The organism is Daejeonella sp. (assembly GCF_030695525.1).
In the GTDB taxonomy this organism is placed as follows: Bacteria; Bacteroidota; Bacteroidia; order Sphingobacteriales; family Sphingobacteriaceae; genus Daejeonella.
Window position 1 is genome coordinate 22125 of sequence record NZ_JAUYSS010000048.1, and the last position, 26266, is coordinate 48390.

A 26266-nucleotide genomic window follows, 5' to 3' on the forward strand; every position below is an offset into this window, starting at 1 on the left:
ATCATTCTAATACATTTGCATGGTCAATGTGTTCTTCAGGTTTTCCCTGTTGCTTGACTTTATTCAGTATCCAGCCAATAAACTGGCCATTGAGTGTAGTCAGGTAATTAATATGCTGATTTTTTACTTCATTTAAAGTTTGGTCGGCTTCAAATACGCTTAAAGTTTTGTCGGTCAATAAAATCCATTCTTTTGCTTTGTTTAGGGCTTCAAGTGGAGGGGTTTCAACAAGAATAACATCGAAGTGTGAACGCAATTGTTCCAGTCTTTCCAGAATAGTTTCTTCGTCGCTTACTTCCAGCAATGATTTATCACCACCCCGGTTTCCCATGACCATTATCCCGGAATTGAAATTAATCCCACCCAGATCACCTGAGTGCAGAAAATCTTCGAGAAACAATTTAGTATTGGAGTTTTTGGTAATAGAAGGATTGTCGAAGTTTCCGTCAATAAGCAAAACTTTCTTATTCACCATAACATAAGTATAGGCGATGCAGGCAGAAATTAGTGTTTTCCCTTCTCCTTCACTGATACTTGTAATACTTAAGACCTGGCCACGGTCTGATGTTCGGGCGAGTTCACGGTTCACTTCGAAGCGTGTAGAACGTAATTGCTTTTTGAACTCACGCATTTCTGCGGTTCCATGCAGATTTTTCCAGATACCCTTCAAATCAAGTGTCGACTTGCCCACGAGGTTGAGGTACCCAAGTACCGGAGATTTGGTAAGTAATACAAGGTCTGCCGGGCGGCGGATGCGGTTATCCAGGAAGAACATGATGAACAGGATAATTACACAAAACACCCCACTTAGTATGCCACTGATAATTACCAAGAGCATTTTTTTAGATGGGAGAGGTAGACCAGGCATAGCTACCTGCGCTTGTCTGAGTTTGACAGGAAACTCAGCTTCCATCGTTACTTTATTGTATTGTGCCAGTAAATCCTGGTACTCTTCACTTCCTGTTTGTATATCCCGTTCATAGCTTTGAATAACAGCTTCATGAGGAACCAGTTGCTCGAATTTTTTACTCATGATGGCAAGCTGATTTTTCAGCGAATTCAAACCATAAACAGTCCGGTCAAGTTCAATCTGAAGGTCAAGCTTCTTTTGGATAAGTGCGGTTTTTGAACTCAGGGGATTATCTGTGTATTTATCCGACATTGTATTGATTTGGGCACTTACAATCTTTTGCAGCGAATCTATTGAAGTCTTGTATCGCTCATCAAAATCACTCTGAATATACTTATCCTGCAAGGCATTCATTTGAGCCTTTGTACCAATTATCCTTTGGTTAATATCCGTAAAGGTCGCTTCCATGTAGCGGCGGTCAACCGGATCGAAACGTTTATCAATGTTGGCAATGGTTCCTTTAATAGCCACAATATCTTTCTCAGCCTGCTGCATTCTCAACTCATAATCTGCAGTTTGGGTATAGATCTGTGATGATTGCTCATTCAGATTAAGTATTCTATTCTGAATTTTATATTCACGCAAACCGTTGATTCGGGCTTGAAGAGTGTCAGATTTTATTTTCAAAAGGTTCTTTAGAAAGTTTACAGAAGAACGCTGATTTTCTTTTACCAGAACGGTATAATAGTCGGTAAAAATGTTAGATAAGGTGTTGACCACAAAAGCAGATAATTCTGAATTTTCAGATTGAAAATCAATAAAAATAAAATCTGTCGTTCCGGCACGGTAAATCAGTAAATCATACAATAAAGATTGATAATCATAACCCATCGATCCCAGTATCCGATGCAATCCTTCTTCATCCTGCTCCCTAAGGTTCAGACCCTCTTTTTTACTCAATTTTTCTTTGAACACACTTAATGCATGTTTTTTAGCCTCAAGATTCAATGTTTTCAGAAGTTCACTGGGTTCTCTGAAAGGCTTGGTAGTTAGGTCATGAATGATAAGCCTGTAAGAAACAAGGTCAATCATGCTTTTTGAATTCATGACCTGCACCATATTGACGAATTTCTGATTGATTCTTGACTCCTGTAAAACACTGGCCTCCGAAAGTGCCATTTGCTGAGTTTCGTCAACAATCCCTGTTGCAATCTGGGCTTGGGCAGGATAAACATCAGGAAGATTTCTTACAATATAATAAGTTACCATTACCGTAATTAGCGGCACAGTAATTAAAACTATTTTATAGCGTAATAATAAATCGATGAATTTTTTTAATTCTTCCATAGTATCGGCTACTGAATTTCTTCGATCTTTTTAGTCAATAATTCTTCCAGAGATGCCTTGGCGATCAGAAAATTTGATTCCGCTGCAATTTTAGATTGTAATGCTCCTGAGTAGGACATTTGCATTAATGTATATTGTTCAAATGTGATCTCGCTTTTTTCAAATTTGGTTTTGACATCATTACTGACATTTAGGGCATCTGAACTCAATTTTGTTTGGAGTCGCAAATTTGAAAGTGCCTGGACATAGGTAAAATATCGTCGTTTTACTTCAGTTTCGAGAGTTAAATGGTATTCGTCAAGATCATGTTGTGCGAGTTTTACACTTTCTCTAGCCTGTTTTACATTTCCTGGTTTCTGGAGTATTGAACTAAGGTTGAAATTGAAGGCAACCTGATATCCGTTAAAAAATCTGGGAACTGCAATGTCTAATGTATTGTTAGGATTATAAATATAAGAGAAGGAAAACGCGTCGAGCCAGGATAGTTGTTCCTGACCTACCGTTGTTTTAGCAACCTTGATACGACCCTCAAAACTATTCATCCTGGGATAATTTTCTTTGGCTGTAGCAATAAGTTTTTCAAGGAAAACATATGAAATGTCTGTCATCATAGTTTCCTGCGACTTAACAGAATTATTTATTAGAAGTAAAACAAACGTTGTTAAAAAAAAGAATTTCCTGAACATATTTTAAAATTTTTCCTTGTGCAATATTACCGGCAATGTTTTAATTAATATTTCAAAATCGAACCAGAACGAATATTTTGACGCGTAGAAGTTATCAAATTTTTTTCGTTCCCGCTCGGAAATATCTTTTTTTCCTCTGCTTTTTATTTGCCACAATCCTGTAACACCTGCCGGACCCATAAAACGCTGTGACCAATCATTTGATGTCAGCATTTCAGCTTCATAAAGTGGTAATGGCCGGTTTCCAACCAATGACATATCTCCTTTTAATACATTGAAAAGCTGGGGCAGTTCATCTATACTGGTCCTTCTGATAAAGGATCCGAATCGGGTAATTCGTGGATCATTAATCAATTTTACAAAAGTTGTTCGTTTTTTTGAATCATCAACCTCAACGTCTGACTGTTCATCGCTCTTATATAGATTACGGTCAGATAAATCTTCCAACTGGCTTTCGGCTCCTATATGCATAGATCTGAATTTGTAGAAATCAAAAATATTGTAACCCGTTCCTACTCTTTTGCTTTTATAGATAATTGGGCCCTTCGAATCCAAACGTATTATTATTGCAGTTAAAATTAGAACCGGAGAGAAAAGCAGGATGCATATTGCGGAAACAACTACATCAAAAATGCGCTTCATCTGAGGCAATTTGTAAATTACATCTGAGTTTGCCAGTACAGAAAGCTGTGGTTTTATAAGCTTGAATTTAACTAAAAAATGGAGTCTCTCGATCAGATGTTCTATAGGAAAGGGCATTACATAAAAGTCATGCACCTTTGATTTTAATGCACTCGCTTTCCACGCTTTATCTTCCTGGGATGCAATCAGCACAATGATCAATTCACGGTAAAGTGGATTCTTTTTAATCTTTTCAATATATTTAAAACATTTACCCTCTGAATCAGTTTCGATCAGTATTACATCTGGTAAAGTTAAAATAGACTGATTATCAAGAAAATCCTGAAGCTCTTCCAGATTCTGATGTTTATTTATATGAAATTCGCTTGGTAATTCCTTTAAAAGCCAGGCAGTAGAATCAGTGCCCATATAAGCAATGCTTAAATGATGCACGGAATAAATTGCGTCCCTGTGCCTAGTTAATTGCGACATTATTCTTTAGTAGTATTTCAGTTATTGACAATTTTAATTCAGTAGGGTTGAATGGCTTTTTAAAATAACAATCGGCCCTGAATGGCATTTGCTCAACTCTCTTTTCAAGATTATCTGCACCTGATAAAAGAATCACCGGAGTGTCTCGGTAATATCCACTGATTTTCAGGTTTCTAATAAATGATCCTCCATCTATATAAGGCATCTCCAAATCCGATATAATCAGTGCAGGATCATTGCCATCTTCAAGCCAGCTTATAGCATCAGCACCATTTTGTTTAATCACAAGGTCGTAGTCTTTTGACAGTATGAAATTGAGCAGCTTGAGGATACTCAACTCATCATCCACAACCAGAATTTGTTTCTTCATAGTTCAAATTGCCTGATTCAACCTGAATAGGTAAACAATCAATAATTACCTGTTTAACAGGTAATTCAAGTTTTTATCTCAGGTATTAAAAGTACTTATTTATTGAAAATATATTGCCATTTAAGCAAAATTAATAAATATCTAACCTCTAACTTTACAATGAAAGTGCCAATCGGGATAATCTGCTTATCAGTGGATAACAATGGTATTGGGGAAATTATTGCCAAAGTAGTGTAGAATAAATTCCACAATTATGGCAAAATTTTAACCGAAATTCCCATGAGGTGGCTTTGTGTAATCCTTTTAAGGATATTCGGGTAATTGGAATTGGAAGTTGAGAATTGGAAAATGATTCATTAATAGTACATCAACTAAAAACAAAATTCCCCTTTTATCAGAATCTGAAACAGGCAACCGATAACAGGCAACAGAATAAATAGATTTATTTCGCTTCTAATGGATATCCCTTATCAATCCAGTTCTGCTTCAAATTAGTTGGCAGATTAAGCAGTTTGCCCTTAGTAAAGCCCATGGTTTTTAACATATTAACTGCAGGACGGATATTTGGGCATCTTTCAAATGGACAACATCCACAGTAAACGACCACAAAGGTATTTTTAGGCAATTTTGATAAAGCACTCTTCAACTTCAGGAGATTCGCTTGTTCACTAACTCCACCAAGATTTATTGAACCTTTGATATTTTCAACTACTCCAATGTTAAATATTTTAGGTTGATTAGCTTTAGGATTGGCGATAATTGCTGCCAATTCGGAGGGGGCTATCAGGTCTTTTTGAGTCCAGTTATCTTTTTTGTCTAATGCCTGATTGGCTTTGACTGTAGTTTGGGACAGACTAATGCTTGTACTTGATAGGGAAATAAGTATGATGTAAAGTAGGATTCTCATGATTTTTCAGCTTATTATAATTGTAAAAATAGGTAATTCTTTACACCGGAGTTCTAAAAACTTAATTTAATGGTGTTTTATCGGCTAAGTTCATTTAAAAAGTTAAGCATTTCAGCATTATCATAATCTGCCATTCCGCTATGCTGAAAAACAATATTACCCTTTGGCCCTATGATCACTGTTGTGGGGAGGGTTCCGTTAAAAATATTTTCAGGAATGGCCGACTCACTCGAATAGACTTTTAGCTGGTAAGCGTGTTTTTTCATGTATTTGACAGAAGATGCAATTTTATTGTCAACATCTACCATAATAAAATTGACTTTATCCTTATTCTTAATTTTTGAATATAATGAATTTATTGAAGGCATTTCAGCACGACAAGGTGGGCACCAGGTTGCCCAAAAATTTATAAAGTAAACTTCGCCTTTATTATCTGACAGTGTAAGCAGTTCTCCATCCTCTGATCTGAAAGTCAAATCAGCTGGAATTGTTTTACTGATTTCAAGGCCTGAACTTGGAGCATCGGCATTATAAAGCCCGGTCTTCATAAGCCCCTGAATCAATAGTGTTCTCGCATCTGCACTAAAGAACATAATACCCGCTAAAAGCACAAATAGAATATTGCTGATATTTGATTTGACAGATTTTAACAATTCCATTGTTTCTCTTTTATGATTTCTGCAAGTTAGCATGCCTAGCGATGGGTATTTGTAACATTAGTCACAAACCTTTTAGGGAAATAGTTTGCTTTAATGAATATTGTGCAAAATAGTACACTTGTATGTCCTTTATTTTCTACATTCTTTCTAAGGAAATTCATGCTAAGATCTTATGGTTTAAGTTATTAGCTTGAAATAAACTGAGATTATGCTCCTGCCTAATGCTTTTTAGAGCCATTTTAATAAGCAAAGCTCCCTATGTTATTAAGCTCAATTTGATTAAGAACATTTGGTCTGATTTTCGAGTATAAGTAATGAATCTGTTTTAATTATAGCAAAATGGTAAAAAGTAAAATAGCCGCGATAAAGGACTGGATCAAAACCATGGGATTTGAATTAGTAAAATCACATAATTTGAGTGGCGAAGAAGTTAAGATTAACTACTACAGTTTAGGTAATTTTGGTATTTATGAGGAAATATCAATTAAAAAATTGGCTGGAAGCACAAAGGAGCCTAAACTGCGATTTATTTCCTGGAATCCCTGGGGAGTTGATTTTGAAGTAAGCTCCCTTAAAGATTTGATAGATGCTTATCAGGATTCTAAATCCTTCAGCCCCGAAATGCCGATTTAGGTATTGAACTATCCGGTCATTGTACAAATTTTAAATGCCGTTCTTTAAGATAAATCTGGATAGTTCTTCGATGGGATGTTTCAGAATTTTACCTATTCTAATACCATTTACAATACATAGTTCCTTCAGTATGTCAGAGAAGTGATATGCAATTGAGCCAACAAAATGACAGGTTTGCTCCCTGAAATCAGGGTACGATTTGATATTTGTCTCTATAAATTCACTGAAGCTTTTTTTTATGATTTCAATGATAAACGGATGACTGATATGTTCGCTTAGAAAAGGAGCGAATGAGGCCAGATAGAAATTCGGCGAAGGTTCCTGATAGACATGTTTTATAACCGACTCTTTATCGATTTTGTACTTTGCATAAAATCTTTCTGAAAGGTCCGGGGGCATGGTCCCATATAAAAAACTGGTTATTAATTGTTTACCAAGCCATGACCCCGAGCCTTCGTCTCCGAGAATATAGCCCAGACCATGTTTACTTTGATGAATTTTTGTTCCGTCAAAATAAGTGATGTTAGAACCTGTACCTATAATACAACAGATTCCCTTAGAATTGCCTGAAGTGGCATAAATGGATGCAATGATATCTATATCAACACTGACAAATGCATTTTTAAATATTTTAGATAATGCATTGGATATGTGCTCACGTCGATCGGGACTTGAACAGCCTGCTCCGAAAAAGTATATCTCCGTTACCAGATCTTTGTAGGGCTGTATTTCCGGGGTATTCTGGAATATTTTGACAATATCTTTTTCGGATAGGAAAAATGGGTTGATACCACTGGTTCTGAATGATATATTTTCAGTATCTGAGAGTGTTAATATCCAGTCGGCTTTGCTTGAGCCGCTGTCTGCTACTAATAACATAATTAAAGTTCCTGAAGAATTTGACTTGTAAGTGGTTTACCAATAAACTTGGATACCAGGTGATTTTCTTTTACCCTTCTGATGTCCTTTGGATCCAAAGATGAGGTGAGGACATAAATTTTAACTTTATCGGGTCCCAGATCAGGCAGTTCCATTAATGCTTTAAGAAATTCAAATCCATTCATTATGGGCATTCTCAGATCCAAAAATATTACTTCGGGAAGTTCTTTTCCTTCAAGGTATAAATCCCTTATATAGTTAAATGCTTCTTTTGGAGATTCTATTACGGTAATAGACTCTGCGAAATCGCTATTATCTAATATCTTTCGATTGATCAGATTGTCTATGTAGCTATCATCTACCAGTAATACACTTTTGTATTTGAAGGAAATCATCAAATCAAAATTACTAATTCTTTACACTTAAGCAAGCGAATTAGAATTATAGGAATTTTATTGCAGATTAAGTCTGCCGGAAAGCTGCATTAATGCTACTTCTCCCAGTTTGGCTTCAAATTGTGCATTGGTATAACGAGCATTTGCGTCAATATAGTTTCGCTGGGCTTCCCTGAACTCAAGTGGCGCAACACTTCCCAGCCTGAATTTTTCGAGTGTGATATTCATATTTTGCCTTGCTACTTCCAGGTTCTGACGTTCAAGCTTAACCAACTGCAGATTAGTCTGAAAGGTTTGGTACAAAGAGCTTAATTGTGAAGTGATTGACTGATTCAGCCTTTCATATTGTAATTGATTGTTCTCTATTTGAAGACTTGCGTTCTTCTCTGCCCTTTTCTGCAAATGTCCATTAAAAATATTTACTGAGGCTGTTAGGCCATAATTGAGACCTCTGCCTACCGAGTTTCTGGCAAAACCAAGTTCAGATGTTGATTTATTGAAGTTGTAGCCAGTATTCAGGTTAATTCCGGGATATCGGTTTGCCTTAACTTCCCTGAGATTGATTTCTGAAATTCGTTTATTGATCAGGGCCGTTTGTAGGGCTGGATTTAGTTGAGCGGCAGAGCTTAGCAATTCGGGAAGCATCAGACTGTTGCCTATAATAATGGTATCCGAGACGGAGAAATCGGTATTAATATCTCTCGCCAGAATTTCATTTAGCTTAATTTTTGTGTTGCGATAAAGGTCAATTTGCCTCAAAAGATTGGTGGTATCCGTATTCAGGTCTACTGAAGCGGCAAGCACTTCAAGTTTCGCAGCTTTGCCAATGGTATATCTGCTTTCAGAATTCCGTAGTCTGATTCTGGATATCTCCAGTGCACCACTAAGTGCTTCGATTTGTTGCTGTTGTTGCACCAGATCATAATAATTATTAATGACATCAGCCAGGGTGGTCTGAATTGACAGTTTAAAGTTGGCTTCACCAAGGTTTTCGAGTTCCTTAAGTCTGTCATATCGGGCGAACATTTGAAAACCGTCAAACACCTGCCAATTAAGTACCGGGCCATAAACAAGGTTGGTGTTTTTAGCTCCGTTTCGTTCCTGTGATACTCCGCTCGACAATGTTTGTTTCGTATTTGAAACTGTATTGTTCGTGCTCAAATTTCCCGTAATTATAGGAAGCATTCCCGCATTAGCCCTGTTTACATTGTTTTTTGCCTGTTCAACTTCGTTTTTATTCAACTTGATATCATAGTTGTTTTCCAATGCAGTCTGTACTGCCTGTTCTAGACTAAGTCGTTCCTGAGCTTGGATACTTGAGATATGCACCAGGCAGGCAAAAAAGAGAAGAATACTGAATTTAACTTTTTTTCTGTTCATATATATTAATAACCTAATGATAGAGCCTCTTTATCCGGCCTGATCTTAGTGTATTTATTAGCCGTTAATCAATTCTGCTTCAAGAACCGGTTCTGCTTTTCCTGTTATCTCCGGAAGCGGCTTGTGTTTCTTCGACCACATGGAATAAACAGCAGGAATTACGTAAAGTGTAAGAATCAATGAGAAGAGTGTTCCTCCAATAATTACAATCCCCATGCTCATCCGGCTTTTTGCAGCCGCACCCAGTGCCATAGCAATTGGTAATGCACCTAAAGCAATCGCCAGACTTGTCATCAGGATTGGTCTTAGTCGTGCTACCGATGCTTCGATTATTGCATCACCTAAGGGCATTCCCTGCTCTTTCAATTGGTTTGCGAATTCTACAATTAATATACCGTTCTTCGTGACTAGCCCAATGAGCATGATTGTTCCGATCTGGCTAAAGATATTCCATGTTTGTCCGAAAAGCCAGAGTGAAAGGAAGGCACCTGCCACCGCCATTGGCACCGTTAGAATAATAATAAATGGATCGATGAAACTCTCGAACTGCGCTGCCAGGATTAGGTAGACCAGTAACAAAGCGAGAGCAAATGCAAAAAGTGTATTTGCAGAACTTTCCCGGTAATCACGTGATTCTCCTCCCAGATCAGTAGAAAATGTATCATCCAGAATTTTTGCCGCAGCCTGATCCATAACCTCGATTCCGTCACCAATACTTTTTCCGGGGGCTAAACCAGCAGATACAGTAGCTGACATAAAACGATTATTATGGTACAACTGTGGAGGAGTACTTGTTTCCTGTACTGCAACCAGGTTGTCGAGCTGAATGAGCTCACCCTTGTTATTTCGTACAAAAATTGAGGTTAAATCCAGCGGATCATTTCGATCGGGACGGTCATATTGACCAATGACCTGATATTGCCTGCCGTTCATCTGGAAGTACGCAAAGCGTTGTCCACTGAGTGCAAATTGTAAGGTTTGTGCGACATCCAATACCGAAACGCCCAGATTTCTGGATTTTTCCCTGTCAATAGTGACATTTATTTCAGGCTTATTGAATTTCAGGTTTGCATCGACAGCTGTAAAGGTTGGATCCTGACTGATTTCATCAATGAACAACGGAAGCTTTTCACGGAGTTTTTCAAAGTTAGGAGCCTGAATGATATAATTTACCGGTAAGCCTCCTCGTCTGGTAACTGAAATTGTAGGCTGTTGAATAACAAATACCCTGCCTTCTGTATAAGGTTTGGTAATTCTTGTTAACTTCTCAGCAACCTGTGCCTGTGAAGTCTCCCTTTTCGATGGGTCACTTAAACGTAATCTTAAAAAGCCGGTATTTGCCGCTCCTGAACCACTAAAGCCCGGAGAAGTAACTGTCAGGAGAAATTCTTTTTCAGGAATAGAATCCTCTACCAGTTTGGTAAGTTCAAGTATGAAGTTATCTGTATAATCGAATGAGGAGCCCTCAGGAGCTGTGACTTGCATGTTTACTGCAGCACGGTCATCATATGGAGCAGTTTCTTTTTGAAGAATAGCCCAGAATAGCGCGATAAGGCCGATACAGATAAAGATGATCGGAAAAGCGATCCAGCGTTTTTTCATAAAACTGGTCAGGGATTCTGAATAACCGGAAGTCATTTTCTCAAAATAAGGTTCAGACCAATTATAGAATCGGGTTTTCTTTTTATTTGCCTTCATCATGTAGGCATTCAGCATCGGTGTTAATGAAAGAGAGACAAATGCTGAGATTAAAACAGCCGCACCAATAACTACCCCGAATTCCCTGAATAGCCGGCCAACAAATCCCTCCAGAAAGATCACAGGAAGGAATACTGCAGCAAGGGTTACTGATATTGAAATTACAGCAAAAAATATTTCATTCGACCCTTTTATGGCGGCCTCAATCGGACTGTAACCCTCTTCGAGCTTCTTGAAAATATTTTCCGTTACAACAATCCCGTCATCCACAACCAAACCGGTAGCCAGTACAATTGCGAGAAGGGTAAGTACATTAATAGAAAATCCAAAAAGGTACATAATGAAAAATGTGGATATCAGTGATACCGGTATATCGATTAATGGTCTGAATGCAATACTCCAGTCGCGGAAGAAAAGAAATATGATCAGAATTACCAGAATTAGAGCGATTAAAATCGTTTCAGCAACCTCTGTTACTGATCTTTGGATGAATACTGTAGTGTCGAGCGCAATATCAAGCTTTAAGTCCTCCGGAAGCTCTTTCTTTAATTGTTCATAGCGTTTGTAGAACTCATTGGATATTTCCAGGTAATTGGCCCCCGGTTGTGGGATTAAGCCCATTCCTATCATAGGTTTTCCTGATGAACGAAGCATAGTTTCTTCATTTTCAGGCCCAAGCATCGCAGTACCAATATCCCTCAGCCGAACAATATTGTCTCCTGAACTTTGAATAATCAGATTGTTAAATTGTTCTTCATTGGTAAGATTACCAAGAGTTTTCACCGACAATTCGGTTGAATTTCCGGTAATCTTTCCCGAAGGAAGTTCCACATTTTCCCTGTCGAGGGCATTCTTTACATCCAGTGCAGTAAGCTTGTATGCGGCCAACTTAGCCGGGTCAATCCAGATACGCATGGCATAGCGTTTTTGTCCCCAGATCTGTATACCGCTTACTCCGGGAATGGTCTGAAGGCGCTGTGAAATTACGTTTTCTGCATAATCACTAAGTTCAAGCTGGTTTCTGCTTTCACTCTGTATAGTCATTGATAAAATTGCTTCCGAATTTGCATCTGCTTTTGATACTACCGGCAGGCCATCAATATCTTTTGGCAATGATCTTACTGCCTGAGAAACCTTGTCTCTGACATCATTGGCAGCTTCTTCAAGCTCTTTGTCAAGGTTGAATTCAATATTTATATTACTCGTGCCCTGATTACTCGAAGAAGACATGTTTTTAATCCCCTCTATACTATTTATTGCCTTCTCAAGAGGTTCAGTTATCTGAGACTCAATGATGTCTGAGTTTGCACCAGGATAACTTGTTCGTACCGAAACTATCGGTGGGTCAATAGAGGGGAATTCCCTAACCCCTAAAAAACTAAAGCCAATGACACCGAAAAGAACCAAAAGCAGATTCATTACGATTGCAAGTACTGGCCTTTTTATGCTGGTGGTTGATAAACTCATAGGACAATTTTTTGATTATTTAATCGGGTAAATTATTCGAATAATCTTGAATTAATTTGTAATCGTCACCTTAACAGGCATATCATCTTTTAATGACATAATGCCGGTAGTTAATACAGTATCTCCAATACTTAATCCGGAAAGAATTAAAACTGATTTCTCAGTTCGGGTCCCTGTCTCAACCATAACCTCCCTGGCTTTTCCATTTGAACTGACATATACTTTTTTACCCTGAAGTACCGGGACTATCGATTCTGTTGGTATCAAAATCGCATCATTTATATTGCTTAGAGGCAGGTCAATCTTAGCGAAAGATCCCGGAAGCAGTATCCCATTTGAATTGGAAGCTTTGGCTTTTAATTGTAATGTTCTGGTGGACATATCTATTCCTGGTTCAATTGCATAAATTGAACCGGTGTAGGAGTTATTTGATCCGGCTACTGTAAATGAGATTTTCGTATTTAGTTTTATAGTGCCTGAATACTTTTCAGGTATTGAAAATAAAATCTTAACAGGGTCAGTACTGACTAATCGTGCAATATTACTTGAAGGGGTAATATATTCTCCGGCAGAAATAGTTCTTAAACCAATTTTACCACTAAATGGCGCGCGGATCAGGGTTTTGGCCAATTGAGCACGTATAAGTTGTGTTTGAGATTCTAATGATCGCAGTTCAGACAAGGCCACATCATACTCTTCTTTACTGATTGCCTCTTTTTCAAGCAACTTACCGGCACGAAATTCCGTTTCCTGTGCTAATTTTTGTTTGGTTAAAGCTTGAGAAAGCTGAGCCTGTAATTCAAGATCATTGATTTTTAATAATACCTTTCCCTTGGGCACTGTAGTTCCTTCGTTGAACAGGATCTGAGTAACAAGACCGGAAACCTCACTGCGTATATCAACCTGTTCGTTCGCCTCTATCGTCCCGGCGATGGCCAGGGAGTTCGAAAAATTCTCAGCCTTTGTTACTATACCGTTAACAGTTAACACAGAAGCCGGGCCTCCGGGTCCACGACCTGCAGCAGCACCTGCCTTTTGAACCTTATTCTTGTTGATACGGTAAGCCACAAATACAGCCAGCAGGATTACAAGAATTGTGTAAACGATATATTTTGTTTTCATGTAATTAATTATAATTTTTTAATATGGGATGTGTTTTTTCCAGCGAATCAGCTGAAATATCTAATAGATTCTGTTGAATGGTAGTCAGTAATTCCGTAAATAAAAGCTTGTTTGAATCACAAATATTCTGAAATGCTATCGCATTGAGTTCTTTTATGGCCGCTCTAATGATTGGAAGACTGCTTTTAGCAGAGGAGGTTAATCTGATTAGCTGCTCCCTGCGGTCCTGTGGATTTTTTTCTCGCTTCACATAGCCTTTTTCTTCCAGATAATCCAAAATAGTGACCATATAGGATTTGTCGATATGCAAAATTTCTGAAAGTGCCTTTTGTGTTAAAATGCGATCATGTGAATCGATTAATAGCAGAACATAATGATACCTATCAATTGGTAACTGAGGGACCATTTTTGAAAGGGCGCTCAGATATTTCTTAGAAACAGCAATAAATGGATTAGCAAGTGGTTCAATCATATTAGTAGTACAAATCTATTTTTAAACTTTGAAATTAGTTTGATGTAGCAACTATTTTACCGGACATTGACTGCAAGCCCTAATTAAATTGAATCGAAAACTTACTTTTGCAGTGAACGATTATATATAGGAAAATGAAATATTTGATCTCTTTAATTATTGTTGTCTTTATGTCCAGCTCTCTTCTTGCCCAAAATAAAATCGCCTTTGAGCTTTCTTTTACTGAGCCTCAGGCTCATTATGCAGAGGTGCAGATGAATATTTCCGGAGTTAAATCGGCTCATATTGATTTAAAAATGCCTGTTTGGACACCTGGATCTTATCTGATCAGGGAATTTTCCAAAAATGTGGAAGGATTTAAAGCATTTGACCAGGGAGGCAAAGAACTTCCATTTGAAAAGATCAGTAAAAATACCTGGAGAATTAGTACTGCAAATTCTGGGAAAGTAAAAGTAAGTTATAGGATATATTCATTCGAAATATCTGTCAGGACAAGTTTTGTAGACGAATCACATGCTTTTTTATCTCCAACTGGAATTTTTATGTACCCCGATGGCCAGCTAAATGAAGCATCCGAGATAACAATTAACCCTCATGAAACATGGTCTAAAATTTCAACTGGTCTTGAGAAAGTCAGTTCAAAGCCCAACACTTTTTATGCTCCGAACTTCGATGTGCTTTATGATTCGCCTTTTGAAGTTGGGAATCAGGATATTTTTGAATTTGTTGCTGAGGGAGTACAGCATGAAGTTGCGATGTATGGAGGAGGAAATTATGATAAAGAAATCCTTAAGCGGGATATGTCAAAGATCGTCATAGAGCAAACCAAAACTTTTGGCATTAATCCCAACAAGCGATATGTTTTTATAGTTCATAATTTTAATTCAGGTGGTGGCGGACTTGAGCACTTGAATTCAACTGTTTTAGGAGCCAGCCGCAATTCATACAATACAGAAGCAGGCCTTTTGAGGTTCCTTGGACTTGTTTCTCATGAGTATTTTCACCTGTGGAACGTAAAGCGTTTACGTCCGATAGCATTAGGGCCATTTAATTATGAACAGGAAAACTATTCCAGAAACCTATGGATTGCTGAAGGCTTCACTGCATATTATCAGGATATCTATACTAAGAGGGCTGGTTTACAAAGCCCTGAACGTTATCTGATGACCCTTGCTGCTTCAATTAGCTCTGTGGAAAATCAGCCCGGGAACCGGGTTGAGGCACTGAGCGATGCAAGTTTTGATGCCTGGATTAAGCAATATCGTCCAAATGAAAACTCTGCTAATTCTACTATTTCATATTACAGTAAGGGCGCTTTGCTGGCTCTGATCATTGATCTTGAAATTATTCATTCAACTCAGTCCAAAGCAGGATTGGATGAGCTTATGAAGGCAATGTATGATGAGTATTATACAAAAAAGGACCGTGGGTTTACTGATGCCGAGTTCAAGTCAATGCTGGAAAAGGTGGCAGGAAAATCTTTTGATGATGTTTACAGGGATTATGTCAACGGGGTAAAGACCATAGATTACAATAAATATTTTGGGTATGCCGGTTTTACACTGATTGATGATGCGGCTAAAGGTAATGACGCATATCTGGGTGCAGTAACTGCGCTAAAAGATGGTAAGATTATAGTGACAAATGTAAGTCGGCAAAGCCCTGCCTGGAAGAGTGGCTTAAATGTAAACGATGAGATAATAGCTATAGATGGATCTCGGATAAATAATGTATCAGATCCCAGACTATCAGAAGTTGAGAAATTTATTTCAAGTAAAAAGCCAGGTGAAAAAATTGAAATCTCATTCAGTCGTGATGGTATTTTCCGAAAAACTGAGTTAACACTGGTCAGGAATCCGAATCATAGATTTAGAATCGCCTCTGTTCCAAATCTTACCCAAGAACAGCTTGCGGTAAGGAAGAGGTGGTTGAAACTTTGACAATTGAGATATGAGATATGAGATATGAGAATTGAGATATGAGATTTGAGAAGGCCGGTACCCAAGTTCTCAATTTCGTCACCTAAAACCTCCATTCTAATACTACTGAACGTAAAATACTATACAACTAGCTGTCCTAAAGCCTGGCTAAGTCCCCTGTCTAAGTCTTATAATTTTCATTTTTAAGCTGTTAAAAAACAGAATGTTTTGTCTTAAGTTCAATACATTAAGTTTAAAGCAATAGAAGCAGAAGCTCAGGTTCTTGTTAAAGTACCCCGACAGAGAAGCAAAAGCAGGGTTATTGCAAAATGCCGACGGGACAGCAACAGATTATTACTGGGAAATCTTTATGTTTAGAAAGTAAGTCTTATTGCCAGACCAACATCACCTGTACGTAAATTTGTGTTCGGAGTTAATTCGAAGCGGGGCCTCCAATCGAGGGCAAGGTTTAGGGGGGCACCTTCGATTTTATAATCTAGACCCAGTACACCATCGGCGCTTAACCAAAGATCACCATCAAAATCTTTTCTTTTATAAGAACCGATACTACCGCCACCACCATAATACCATAACAGGCCGGATGCTCCTTCAATTGGATGGTGGACTTCATAAAGTCCGGTGAACAGAAACCGTTGAAGATCATTATTATTTCTGAATGATAAATTAAGGTCTAAGGCCTTGTTTGAGTTCAAAAATGTTTTGTAGTTTAAGCCATTATAAGACCCAAGTCTTACCCCGACGGCATTCTCATAAGTCTGTGCTTGTGAGTTCGAATTGGCAAGAAAAACAAATCCTGCAGTTAAACAAAGTAGTAATAGCTTTTTCATAATCATAATATTTATCAGGTGGACATTTCAAATATAATGCCATAGAAACGTTTATCTGACAGAAATTCAATACTGTCAGATAAATTTCAACTACAACATTGGAAATTTCATGAAGTTGACATTTTTTACATGACAATGTATTTATTCTTAATCATACCCTTTTTATATTTAGCTATTTTGCTAAATTACAGTTTTAATGAAAAGAAGATATGGCAGCAATTACTCGTGTATTTGATCTTTTAGAGCACTCCCTTGAAAAACACCGGAAAGAAGATATGGTGGCAGCAAAGCAGAATGGTATCTGGAATAAATATTCTACAGAAAAATTTGTAGCCCAGGTAAATTCAGTAAGTCAGGGCTTGATCGCTTCGGGAATAATTAAGGATAACAAGGTTGCAATTATGTCGCCGAACCGTCCTGAATGGAATATTTGTGATTTTGGAATCATGCAAATCGGGGCTACACAGGTGCCTATGTATCCAACTCTCTCCGAAAATGATATCAAGTTTATACTTCGGGATGCAGAAGTAAAAATTGTTTTTGTCTCTGATCTGGCACTTTATGAAAAACTTAACAATGTCAGAAAAACAGAGGGAATTGACTTTAAGATATTCAGTTTTGACACTATTGAAGGGGTACCACACTGGCAGGAACTGATTGAGATTGGAGAAAGGGCCGAACCTGTTAATCTGCAGGTTTATCGTGATCGGATCCTCCCGGATGACCTGCTAACCCTGATATATACTTCAGGTACTACCGGAACACCAAAAGGGGTTATGCTGACTCATAGTAATCTGGTCAGTAATGTAATGTCCTCTTCTGGATTGTACCCGGTTGGTTTCAAAAAAGCACTGAGTTTTCTTCCTCTCTCACATATTTTTGAGCGCATGGTGCTCTATATGTATTTCTACCTCGGAGTATCAGTGTATTATGCCCAAAGTATGGAAACCATTGCTGCTGATCTGGTAGAAGTAAAACCACATGGATTTACCACAGTTCCACGCCTACTGGAAAAAGTATATGACAGGATAGTGGCTAAAGGCTCTGAGTTGACAGGGGTAAAAAAATCTTTATTCTTTTGGGCATTGAACCTCGGACTTAGATATGAAATGAATGGAGCGAATGGATTATGGTATGAAATTCAGCTTAAACTAGCTAATAAGCTCATTTTCAATAAATGGCGTGATGCTTTGGGTGGTAATATTTTGGCTGTGGTTTCGGGTGGTGCTGCTTTGCAATCGCGACTTGCAAGGGTATTTTGGGCTGCTGGCATGCCTGTTCTGGAGGGATATGGACTTACAGAAACTTCGCCTGTAATTGCAGTAAACGGACTTGATTTAGGTGCAGCAAAATTTACGACTGTTGGTAAAGCTATCCGGGATGTGGAAGTAAAAATTGCAGAAGATGGAGAAATTTTATGTAAAGGCCCAAATGTAATGAAAGGCTATTATAATCGCCCCGATCTAAGTGATGAGGTAATTGATAAGGATGGTTTCTTCCATACCGGCGATATCGGTGAATGGGTAGATGGTCAGTACCTCAGAATAACCGACCGTAAAAAGGAGATATTTAAAACAGCCGGCGGAAAATATATTGCCCCGCAGATTCTTGAAAATAAATTCAAGGAATCGCCATATATCGAGCAAATGATAGTAATCGGGGAAAATGAGCGATTCCCGGCAGCATTGATCCTGCCCAACTATCCGGCACTATCAGCCTGGTGTACACGATCTGGAATAGCTTATACTAATAATCCGGAAATGATTTTGGATCAAAGGGTAATAGATAAAATACAGTCAGTAATTGATCATTTCAACAAAGATTTCGGGCATTGGGAGCAAATTAAAAAATTTGAACTGCTGACAGAAGATTGGAGTATTGACGGTGGGGAACTTACGCCAAAACTGAGTTTGAGAAGGAAGGCAATTTTGCAGAAATACAAAGAGAAGGTTGAAAATATATATAAAAATGCATAGTATCACAGCCACGGGTTTTATCAAAGGCAAAGTAGTTTTAATTGTTTTAAGTGTCCTGTTTTCAGGATGTCTTCGCGGAAGTCTTTCCAAAAATAATTCCGGTGAGTATAAAAAAGGGATGGTTGTTTCTGCACATCCATCCTCATCAAAAGTAGGTTTGGATATTCTCAAAAAGGGCGGAAATGCAGTTGATGCTGCAGTCGCGGTTCAATTTGCACTGGCGGTGGTTTATCCCGGTGCAGGCAATTTAGGAGGAGGAGGATTTATGGTTTACCGTTCTGCAAGCGGAGAACTCGCGACACTCGATTTTCGTGAAAAGGCGCCCGGAAAGGCAAGTCGTGATATGTATTTGGACTCTTCCGGCAATGCCGTTACGGAAATGAGTTTATTCGGGCATCTCGCGGCCGGTGTACCCGGAAGTGTTGACGGTATGGTTAAGGCTCATGAAAAGTTTGGTAAACTGAGTTGGGCTGAAGTAGTACAGCCAGCACTGGATCTTGCCAGAAAGGGATTTCCCATTACAGATAGTCAGGTAGAAGAATTTACAGAATTACAGGAAAATATTAAAAAATATAATCCCGGAAAATCTTATTTTATTAAAGAGAAATGGGCGAAAGGTGATTCCTGGATTCAGGAGGATCTCGCTAAAACCTTGGAATTGATCAGGGATAAAGGCCGGGATGGATTTTACGCCGGTGAAGTGGCTGATCATATAGAAGCGGAGATGATTAGTGGAGGTGGTTTGATCAGCAAGGAGGACCTGAAAAATTATCAGTCACAATGGCGCGAACCCCTAATTGGTAATTATAAGGATTACAAGGTAATCACTATGCCGCCAACTTCCAGCGGTGGAATTGCATTACTACAACTTTTGAATTCTGTTGAAGAGTTTCCGCTCAGTAAGTGGGGGCATAACTCCGACTCAACAGTCCAGGTGGTAGTTGAAGCTGAGCGAAGGGTATATGCCGACCGGGCAAGCCATCTTGGCGATCCGGATTTTTATAAAGTTCCGCAGAAATACCTGGTTAATCCGATTTATTCAAAGTACAGAATGAAAGACTTTAACTGGGAGAAAGCAACACTCAGTACTGATATTAAAGCAGGTGAAGTGCCAAAAGAAAATGAAGAAACTACGCATTTTTCAATCGTTGATCGTGAGGGAAATGCTGTTTCAGTGACTACAACCCTGAATGGGGGTTATGGCTCAATGGTATTTGTGAAAGGTGCGGGATTCCTCTTGAACAATGAGATGGATGATTTTTCAGTTAAGCCGGGCACTCCTAATATGTACGGACTGCTTGGAGGCGAAGCTAATTCCATTGTTCCAGGAAAGCGAATGCTCAGTTCAATGACTCCAACCATCCTTGAAAAAGGCGGAGAACTGTTTATGGTTGTTGGAACCCCCGGTGGCTCAACCATAATTACCTCTGTCTTTCAAACTATATTAAATGTGATTGAATTTGATATGGGAATGCAGGCCGCTGTAAATGCGAAGAAATTCCATCATCAATGGTATCCGGATGTTGTTACTGTTGAACAGGGTGGATTGGATACCCTGGTCAGGAATAAGCTGGAGAAGAAGGGATACATTTTTAAAGAACGTAAAGCAATTGGTCGTGTTGATGCAATCCTTAAAACCCAATGGGGTTATTATGAGGGGGGTGCCGACCCCCGTGGAGATGATACGAAGATGGGATGGTGATGTTCTGAAATGAAATACCCGTGTTTAAAGCTCAGGTTCAGCTTTTTGCTTCTCTTTAGCCGTAATAATAACTGTGACCAGAAAGTGGAGCAATATTATTGTTAACAGTAAAAATTTTATTCCTGCAAAGATGAAAGCTGCCCCGGCATAGGTGTCGTCTGGACCTGAATTGATTAGTTGAAGCAAGGCAAGGTTTTCCAGAAAATCACAGGCAACTGCAATCACAGCCATGTTACTCAAAATTCTGAACTTGTTTAAAGGATGATCATTAGCCAGCCTTCCACAAGCCCATGCACTGCCATAAAAGAAGGCGGCTCCATACAGAAGCGGGAAAATGAAATCAAGGTAGATACTGAGTTTCATCAATTCTGTATGGCCTAATGTTTCCAGGTTATTAAGAAATATTTCTGCATTTGCGGCTGTTCCAATAAATTCAAATGAGAGAATGCTGCTTTGATTTAGGGGTGTAGTCATATTACGCATCAGGATAATCCATCCCAAAGCGATCAGTAATAGAATAGTGAATCTTAATCCTTTATTTTTCATCGGTTTATATATTTTTGATTCAATTTTTAAAGGGATACTTACGGATTGAGCTCTGACTCATTCCGTCTTTTTCATATATTGCTATACAATGTTCCTTGTATTGCTCTGCAATATTTACTTCGCCGAAATTCAATTCTTTAGGAAGTTCAGCCTTGTTCAGAAAAAAGTAAATTTTCGTTGTGCCGTATTTGGTATGAGGCATGTAACGACCATATTGTTCCATTTCCTCCCAATTTTCAGTATTAACGCTTACCGCATAAATTCTGATTACCGGACCTGTGTTCTGTTCATTGCGAATAAATGCCACTTCTTTAAAGTCACTTTTCAGGTCTTTTATTCCCGTTTCTGCAATCGTGTTCCATATTATCGCAGTGATTATCAAAACAGATAAAATAAGGATGTAGACTTTATATTTTTTCATTTTCTTACCAAATCTAAGCTTTAATATGCAAATGATGGTTTATGACTCATCAAAATAAAAGCAAAATTACTCTTGTTTTATATTTATCTATTTTATACATTTGCTATGCAAGCATAGTAAATTTGAATGAAGCCAGAAGAAACAGTAGATTATTTTTTAAAAATCGTTTGGCAAACAGTAGCAAATAAATATAATCAGATTGCTGCAGATTATGGTATAACACAGGCTCTGGGCTATATGCTTATTAATATACATGAGGAGGGTACTGCGGTTTCACAAATTGCGTCATTGTCAGGTGTGAAATCCACAAGTCTGTCCAGAATGCTTAAGAATATGGAAGAACTTGGTCTCATTTACAGGGAGACAGATCCGAATGATAAGCGTTCTGTAAAGATATTTTTAACTCCATCAGGTATTGAAAAGCGTCAGATTGCAAAAGATGTAGTGAGGAAATTTAATGAGTATCTCAATGCACATATTTCTGACAAGGATCGGCTTAAGCTGATTAATACGTTAAACAAAATAAATCAACTAACCACTGATTATAAACCTCAGTTTTGCTACCCGGAAATTCCGGGTAGTAAAACTTGAAAAAATTAGTACAAATCCGATTTCGGTATTTAATCATCTTAGCTTACATCCGGCAACTGCGGGATAATAAATAAAAATAAACAGATGAAACGAGTCATCAGAAAAGTAGCGGTATTGGGTTCGGGCATCATGGGTTCCCGTATTGCATGCCATTTTGCCAATGTTGGAGTTGAAGTGCTGCTGCTGGATATCGTTCCAAAGGAACTGACCGCTGAGGAGCAGTCAAAAGGTGCTGATCTTAATTCTAAAGCAGTTAGAAATAGAATTGTAAATCTTGCACTTGAAAGTGCTTTAAAGGCCAATCCCTCCCCGGTTTACTCCAAAAAAGTTATAGGCAATATAAGTACAGGCAATTTCGATGACAATTTGAAAGATATTGCAGCCTGCGATTGGGTGATTGAGGTTGTTGTTGAAAGGCTGGAAATTAAAAAGCTGATCTTTGATCAGGTTGAATTATACAGAACTCCGGGAACTCTGATTAGTTCAAATACTTCCGGAATTCCGATTCATTTGATGGCTGAAGGACGTTCAGAAGATTTTCGATCCCATTTTTGCGGTACCCACTTCTTTAATCCACCGCGATACCTTCGTTTACTTGAAATCATCCCCACTACTCAGACAAAACCTGAGATTGTTGATTTCCTGATGTACTACGGTGATAAATTTCTTGGAAAAACCACTGTATTATGTAAAGATACCCCCGCCTTTATCGCAAATCGTGTTGGTGTTTATTCCATCATGGCACTCCTTCATCTGGTTGAGAAGATGGATCTCTCGGTTGAAGAGGTTGATAAATATACCGGGCCCGCTTTGGGCAGACCTAAGTCGGCGACCTTCCGTACTACGGATGTTGTCGGACTGGACACAATGATCAATGTTGCGGGAGGCTTGTATAGCAATCTTCCTGAAGATAAAGCGCATGATCTGTTTGAACTCCCTGCATATGTCAAGAAAATGCAGGAGAATAAGTGGCTTGGGGATAAAACACAGCAGGGCTTTTATAAAAAGGTAAAAGGTGCTGATGGGAATTCAGAAATCCTTGCTCTTGATCTCAAAACATTAGAATATAAACCTCAGCAGAAAATAAAATCTTCAACACTTGAGGCGACTAAACTAATCGAAAATTTACCTGAGCGGATGAAAGTATTCGCTAATGGGACTGATAAGGCCGGTGATTTCTTCCGCCATTCTTTTTTCGGGCTTTTTGAATATGTTTCAGACCGTATTCCTGAAATTTCTGATGAACTATACCGTATTGATGATGCAATGAGGGCTGGTTTTGGATGGGAACTGGGTCCTTTTGAGGTATGGGATGCTGTCGGACTGAAAAACGCGCTCGAAGGAATGAAGAAATATGGTAATGAGGCATCAGCATGGGTTCATGAGATGGTTCAGGCCGGAAATGAGTCATTCTATAAGGTAGAAAACGGGGTTAAGAAGTATTACGATATTCCATCAAAGTCGTATAAAGCGGTTCCAGGAACCGAATCTTTCATTATTCTGGACAATATTCGTTCAACAAATACAGTTTGGAAAAATTCAGGAACTACAATTACCGATCTGGGCGATGGAATACTGAATCTTGAATTTCACACCAAAATGAACACCATTGGTGGTGAAGTGATTCAGGGATTAAATAAAGCGATTGATCTGGCTGAAAAAGATTACCGGGGTCTGGTTGTTGGGAATGATGGAGCCAACTTTTCGGCGGGCGCAAATATCGGAATGATATTTATGGCTGCCGTTGAACAGGATTGGGATGAGATCAACATAGCCATTAAGATGTTTCAGAATACAATGATGCGGATGCGTTATTCAAGTATTCCGGTTGTGGCCGCTCCGCATAATCTTACCCTTGGAGGCGGCTGTGAATTGTGTCTTCATGCTGATTTTGTTCAGGCTAATGCCGAAACCTATATGGGATTGGTTGAATTTGGCGTGGGATTGATTCCGGGAGGAGGAGGTTCAAAAGAATTTGCCCTTCGTTTATCAGATGAGTTTAAAGAGGGTCAAATAGAGCAGGCAGCACTCCGGGAGCGTTTTTTAACTATCGGGCAGGCTAAAGTTTCGACCTCGGCTGTTGAAGCAGTTGAACTAGGCTACCTGCAAAAGGAGAAGTTCGGTATGAGCATGAACCGTAACAGATTAATCATTGACGCAAAAGAAAAAGCAATTGAACTTGCAGATGGAGGATATACAAAGCCGGTTCAACGCAAGGATATCAGGGTATTAGGTAAGCAGGGGATGGGTATTGTTTATGCAGGAGCAAATTCCATGTTCGCCGGGAACTTTATCTCAGAACACGATAAAAAGATATCCGAAAAATTGGGCTATGTGCTCTGCGGTGGTAATCTTTCAGCTCCAACATTAGTTTCTGAACAATATCTGCTTGACCTGGAGCGTGAAGTGTTCCTTTCGCTTTGCGCAGAGAAGAAAACACTTGAACGAATACAGAGTATACTGACTAAGGGTAAGCCGTTGAGGAATTAGTATTGAGTATTGAGTATTGAGTATTGAGTATTGAGATATCAAGGCGGAAATGCATAATATTAAAGATCTGAAAATATGGAATAAGAGTATAGACCTGGCAATAAAGGTTTATGATGTTTCCGCAAAATTTCCGGCAGATGAGCGTTATGGTTTGATATCTCAAATTCGCCGGTGTGCAGTATCTATACCATCCAATATTTCGGAGGGAGCCGGAAGAAACTCCAATAAAGAATTTTTGCAATTCTTGGGTATTGCGAATGGATCATCATATGAACTGCAAACTCAATTGGTGATAACAGAACGTCTTGGATTTGTTGATACTAAAATATGTAATGAATTACTCGAATGCATAGATGAACTTCAAAAAATGAATTTTAATCTTCAAAAATCAATAAGACTTAAATTGTAGTTGGGTTGGGTCTCAATACTCAATACTCTCTACTCAATACTATAGGAATGGAAGAAGCATATATCATAGCCGCATACAGAACCGCAATTGGAAAGGCACCCCGTGGTGTATTTCGTTTTACCAGGGCTGATGATCTGGCAGCTGAAGTGGTCAGACATCTGGTGGCCTCGGTACCTGATCTGGACAAGAATCAAATTGATGATGTGATTGTCGGTAATGCTACCCCTGAGGCAGAACAGGGACTGAATATTGCCCGTATGATCTCTTTGATGGGACTGGATACGGATAAAGTTCCGGGTGTTACAGTAAATCGTTACTGTGCTTCAGGATTGGAGACCATAGCCATCGCGACTGCCAAAATCAGGTCGGGTATGGCCGATTGTATCGTAGCCGGCGGTGTTGAGGTGATGTCGGGCATGCCATTCGGAGGTTGGAAACTGGTTCCTAATGCAGATGTGGCGAAAAATAATCCTGAATGGTATTGGGGTATGGGTCTTACAGCCGAAGCCGTTGCAAAAGAATTTAAGGTAAGCAGGGAAGATCAGGATGAGTTTTCATTCAACTCGCATCAAAAAGCTATTGCGGCAATTAAGAATGGTCACCTCAAAGACGGGCTGATTCCGATTACCATTAAAGAGACTTATCTGGATGAAAATTTAAAGCAGAAAACAAGGGAATTTGTTGTGGATACAGATGAAGGTCCGCGTGCCGACACCGCCCTTGACAAGCTCGCAAAACTTAAGCCGGTGTTTGCCGCCGGAGGCTCGGTAACTGCCGGAAATTCATCTCAAACATCTGATGGAGCGGCATTTGTATTGGTGGTCTCTGAAAAAATGTTGAAAAAATTAAATGTACAACCCATTGCCCGACTGGTAAGTTACGGTGTTGCCGGAGTTCCACCAAGAATCATGGGCATCGGTCCGATAGAAGCTATTCCCTTGGCATTAAAAAAAGCAGGGATGAAGCAGCAGGATCTTGATCTTATTGAGCTGAACGAAGCCTTTGCATCTCAATCTCTTGCTGTAATCAGAGCACTTGACTTAGATCAGGGAAAAGTAAATGTTAACGGAGGGGCAATAGCACTTGGCCATCCTCTTGGTTGTACAGGATCAAAACTATCCGTTCAGCTTTTCAATGAACTGAAAAGAAGGGATAAGAAATTTGGAATGGTGACCATGTGTGTTGGAACAGGTCAGGGAGCAGCGGGGATATTTGAGTTGATGTAGCTATGGAGAGTGGAGTGTGGAGAGTGGAGAATTTAGAATTGAGAATGGAATAGGGATAATGGATACTACTAGTATTTAAATTTTAGCAGGATGTCATCCTGAGTGTAACGAAGGAACTTAGCGAAAGGGAATGAGGAGTTTGATATTGAGAATAGAGGTC

General features: G+C 38.9%; 23 protein-coding genes. 8 read left to right on the forward strand and 15 right to left on the reverse strand.

The window, feature by feature from the left end; genetic code table 11:
* Nucleotide 1 precedes the first annotated feature (1 nt).
* The 6 genes from Q8S11_RS11445 to Q8S11_RS11470 all read right to left on the reverse strand — a co-directional run bounded on the left by Q8S11_RS11445 (nt 2) and on the right by Q8S11_RS11470 (nt 5932).
* Nucleotides 2-2197 carry a lipopolysaccharide biosynthesis protein gene (locus Q8S11_RS11445; protein ID WP_305662238.1) on the reverse strand — a complete coding sequence of 732 codons (2196 nt, stop codon included), beginning with the start codon at nt 2195-2197 and terminating at the stop codon, nt 2-4.
* Nucleotides 2198-2205: 8 nt separating this feature from the next.
* On the reverse strand, nt 2206-2808 hold the full coding sequence (locus Q8S11_RS11450; protein WP_305662239.1) for a TolC family protein: 603 nt from the start codon (nt 2806-2808) through the stop codon (nt 2206-2208).
* Nucleotides 2809-2886: 78 nt separating this feature from the next.
* On the reverse strand, nt 2887-3996 hold the full coding sequence (locus Q8S11_RS11455) for a sugar transferase (protein WP_305662240.1): 1110 nt from the start codon (nt 3994-3996) through the stop codon (nt 2887-2889).
* Nucleotides 3980-4366, reverse strand: a complete 387-nt coding sequence (locus tag Q8S11_RS11460; protein WP_305662241.1) for a PleD family two-component system response regulator — start codon at nt 4364-4366, stop codon at nt 3980-3982. The genes Q8S11_RS11455 and Q8S11_RS11460 overlap by 17 nt, the downstream gene beginning before the upstream one ends.
* Before the next feature lie 442 nt (nt 4367-4808).
* Entirely contained in the window at nt 4809-5273 is a 465-nt protein-coding gene (locus tag Q8S11_RS11465) for a rhodanese-like domain-containing protein (protein WP_305662242.1), read from the reverse strand.
* A gap of 77 nt (nt 5274-5350) precedes the next feature.
* Entirely contained in the window at nt 5351-5932 is a 582-nt protein-coding gene (locus Q8S11_RS11470) for a TlpA disulfide reductase family protein (RefSeq protein WP_305662243.1), read from the reverse strand.
* A gap of 339 nt (nt 5933-6271) precedes the next feature.
* Between Q8S11_RS11470 and Q8S11_RS11475 the strand changes: the two genes are divergently transcribed.
* Nucleotides 6272-6565, forward strand: a complete 294-nt coding sequence (locus tag Q8S11_RS11475) for a hypothetical protein (RefSeq protein WP_305662244.1) — start codon at nt 6272-6274, stop codon at nt 6563-6565.
* Nucleotides 6566-6595: 30 nt separating this feature from the next.
* On the opposite strand, the gene Q8S11_RS11480 is transcribed toward Q8S11_RS11475, so the two are convergent.
* Genes Q8S11_RS11480 through Q8S11_RS11505 form a run of 6 tightly spaced genes read right to left on the reverse strand, consistent with a single transcriptional unit; the run spans nt 6596 to nt 13978 of the window.
* A complete protein-coding gene (locus Q8S11_RS11480) occupies nt 6596-7444 on the reverse strand; it encodes an N-acetylglucosamine kinase (protein ID WP_305662245.1) in 849 nt (282 codons plus the stop codon).
* A 2-nt stretch (nt 7445-7446) separates the two neighbouring features.
* Complete coding sequence (locus Q8S11_RS11485) at nt 7447-7839, reverse strand: response regulator (RefSeq protein ID WP_305662246.1); 393 nt, start codon at nt 7837-7839, stop codon at nt 7447-7449.
* Nucleotides 7840-7896: 57 nt separating this feature from the next.
* Nucleotides 7897-9219, reverse strand: a complete 1323-nt coding sequence (locus Q8S11_RS11490; protein WP_305662247.1) for a TolC family protein — start codon at nt 9217-9219, stop codon at nt 7897-7899.
* 57 nt (nt 9220-9276) lie between these two features.
* Nucleotides 9277-12384, reverse strand: coding sequence for an efflux RND transporter permease subunit (locus tag Q8S11_RS11495; protein WP_305662248.1), 3108 nt, complete (start codon nt 12382-12384; stop codon nt 9277-9279).
* Between the two features lie 51 nt (nt 12385-12435).
* Entirely contained in the window at nt 12436-13506 is a 1071-nt protein-coding gene (locus tag Q8S11_RS11500; protein ID WP_305662249.1) for an efflux RND transporter periplasmic adaptor subunit, read from the reverse strand.
* Nucleotides 13507-13510: 4 nt separating this feature from the next.
* Nucleotides 13511-13978: a MarR family winged helix-turn-helix transcriptional regulator gene (locus tag Q8S11_RS11505; RefSeq protein ID WP_305662250.1), complete on the reverse strand. Its 468-nt coding sequence runs from the start codon at nt 13976-13978 to the stop codon at nt 13511-13513.
* Between the two features lie 134 nt (nt 13979-14112).
* Between Q8S11_RS11505 and Q8S11_RS11510 the strand changes: the two genes are divergently transcribed.
* Complete coding sequence (locus Q8S11_RS11510) at nt 14113-15918, forward strand: M61 family metallopeptidase (protein ID WP_305662251.1); 1806 nt, start codon at nt 14113-14115, stop codon at nt 15916-15918.
* Between the two features lie 353 nt (nt 15919-16271).
* Here Q8S11_RS11510 and Q8S11_RS11515 read toward each other — a convergent pair whose 3' ends face one another.
* Nucleotides 16272-16745: a hypothetical protein gene (locus Q8S11_RS11515; RefSeq protein ID WP_305662252.1), complete on the reverse strand. Its 474-nt coding sequence runs from the start codon at nt 16743-16745 to the stop codon at nt 16272-16274.
* A gap of 209 nt (nt 16746-16954) precedes the next feature.
* Between Q8S11_RS11515 and Q8S11_RS11520 the strand changes: the two genes are divergently transcribed.
* Entirely contained in the window at nt 16955-18721 is a 1767-nt protein-coding gene (locus Q8S11_RS11520; RefSeq protein ID WP_305662253.1) for a long-chain fatty acid--CoA ligase, read from the forward strand.
* Complete coding sequence (gene ggt, locus Q8S11_RS11525) at nt 18714-20423, forward strand: gamma-glutamyltransferase (protein ID WP_305662254.1); 1710 nt, start codon at nt 18714-18716, stop codon at nt 20421-20423. The genes Q8S11_RS11520 and ggt overlap by 8 nt, the downstream gene beginning before the upstream one ends.
* 24 nt (nt 20424-20447) lie before the next feature.
* Here the strand turns inward: ggt and Q8S11_RS11530 are convergent, their stop codons facing one another.
* Nucleotides 20448-20969, reverse strand: a complete 522-nt coding sequence (locus tag Q8S11_RS11530; protein ID WP_305662255.1) for a hypothetical protein — start codon at nt 20967-20969, stop codon at nt 20448-20450.
* A 19-nt stretch (nt 20970-20988) separates the two neighbouring features.
* Entirely contained in the window at nt 20989-21390 is a 402-nt protein-coding gene (locus tag Q8S11_RS11535) for a hypothetical protein (RefSeq protein WP_305662256.1), read from the reverse strand.
* 126 nt (nt 21391-21516) lie between these two features.
* Here Q8S11_RS11535 and Q8S11_RS11540 point away from each other — a divergent pair, with 126 nt between their 5' ends.
* The 4 genes from Q8S11_RS11540 (at nt 21517) to Q8S11_RS11555 (ending at nt 26106) form a co-directional block, all read left to right on the forward strand.
* The gene (locus Q8S11_RS11540) at nt 21517-21981 is read left to right on the forward strand and encodes a MarR family winged helix-turn-helix transcriptional regulator (RefSeq protein WP_305662257.1); all 465 of its coding nucleotides are present in this window, start codon (nt 21517-21519) and stop codon (nt 21979-21981) included.
* An 84-nt stretch (nt 21982-22065) separates the two neighbouring features.
* Nucleotides 22066-24471, forward strand: coding sequence for a 3-hydroxyacyl-CoA dehydrogenase/enoyl-CoA hydratase family protein (locus tag Q8S11_RS11545; RefSeq protein ID WP_305662258.1), 2406 nt, complete (start codon nt 22066-22068; stop codon nt 24469-24471).
* A gap of 49 nt (nt 24472-24520) precedes the next feature.
* Nucleotides 24521-24880 carry a four helix bundle protein gene (locus tag Q8S11_RS11550; protein WP_305662259.1) on the forward strand — a complete coding sequence of 120 codons (360 nt, stop codon included), beginning with the start codon at nt 24521-24523 and terminating at the stop codon, nt 24878-24880.
* A 47-nt stretch (nt 24881-24927) separates the two neighbouring features.
* Entirely contained in the window at nt 24928-26106 is a 1179-nt protein-coding gene (locus tag Q8S11_RS11555; protein ID WP_305662260.1) for an acetyl-CoA C-acyltransferase, read from the forward strand.
* Nucleotides 26107-26266 lie beyond the last annotated feature (160 nt).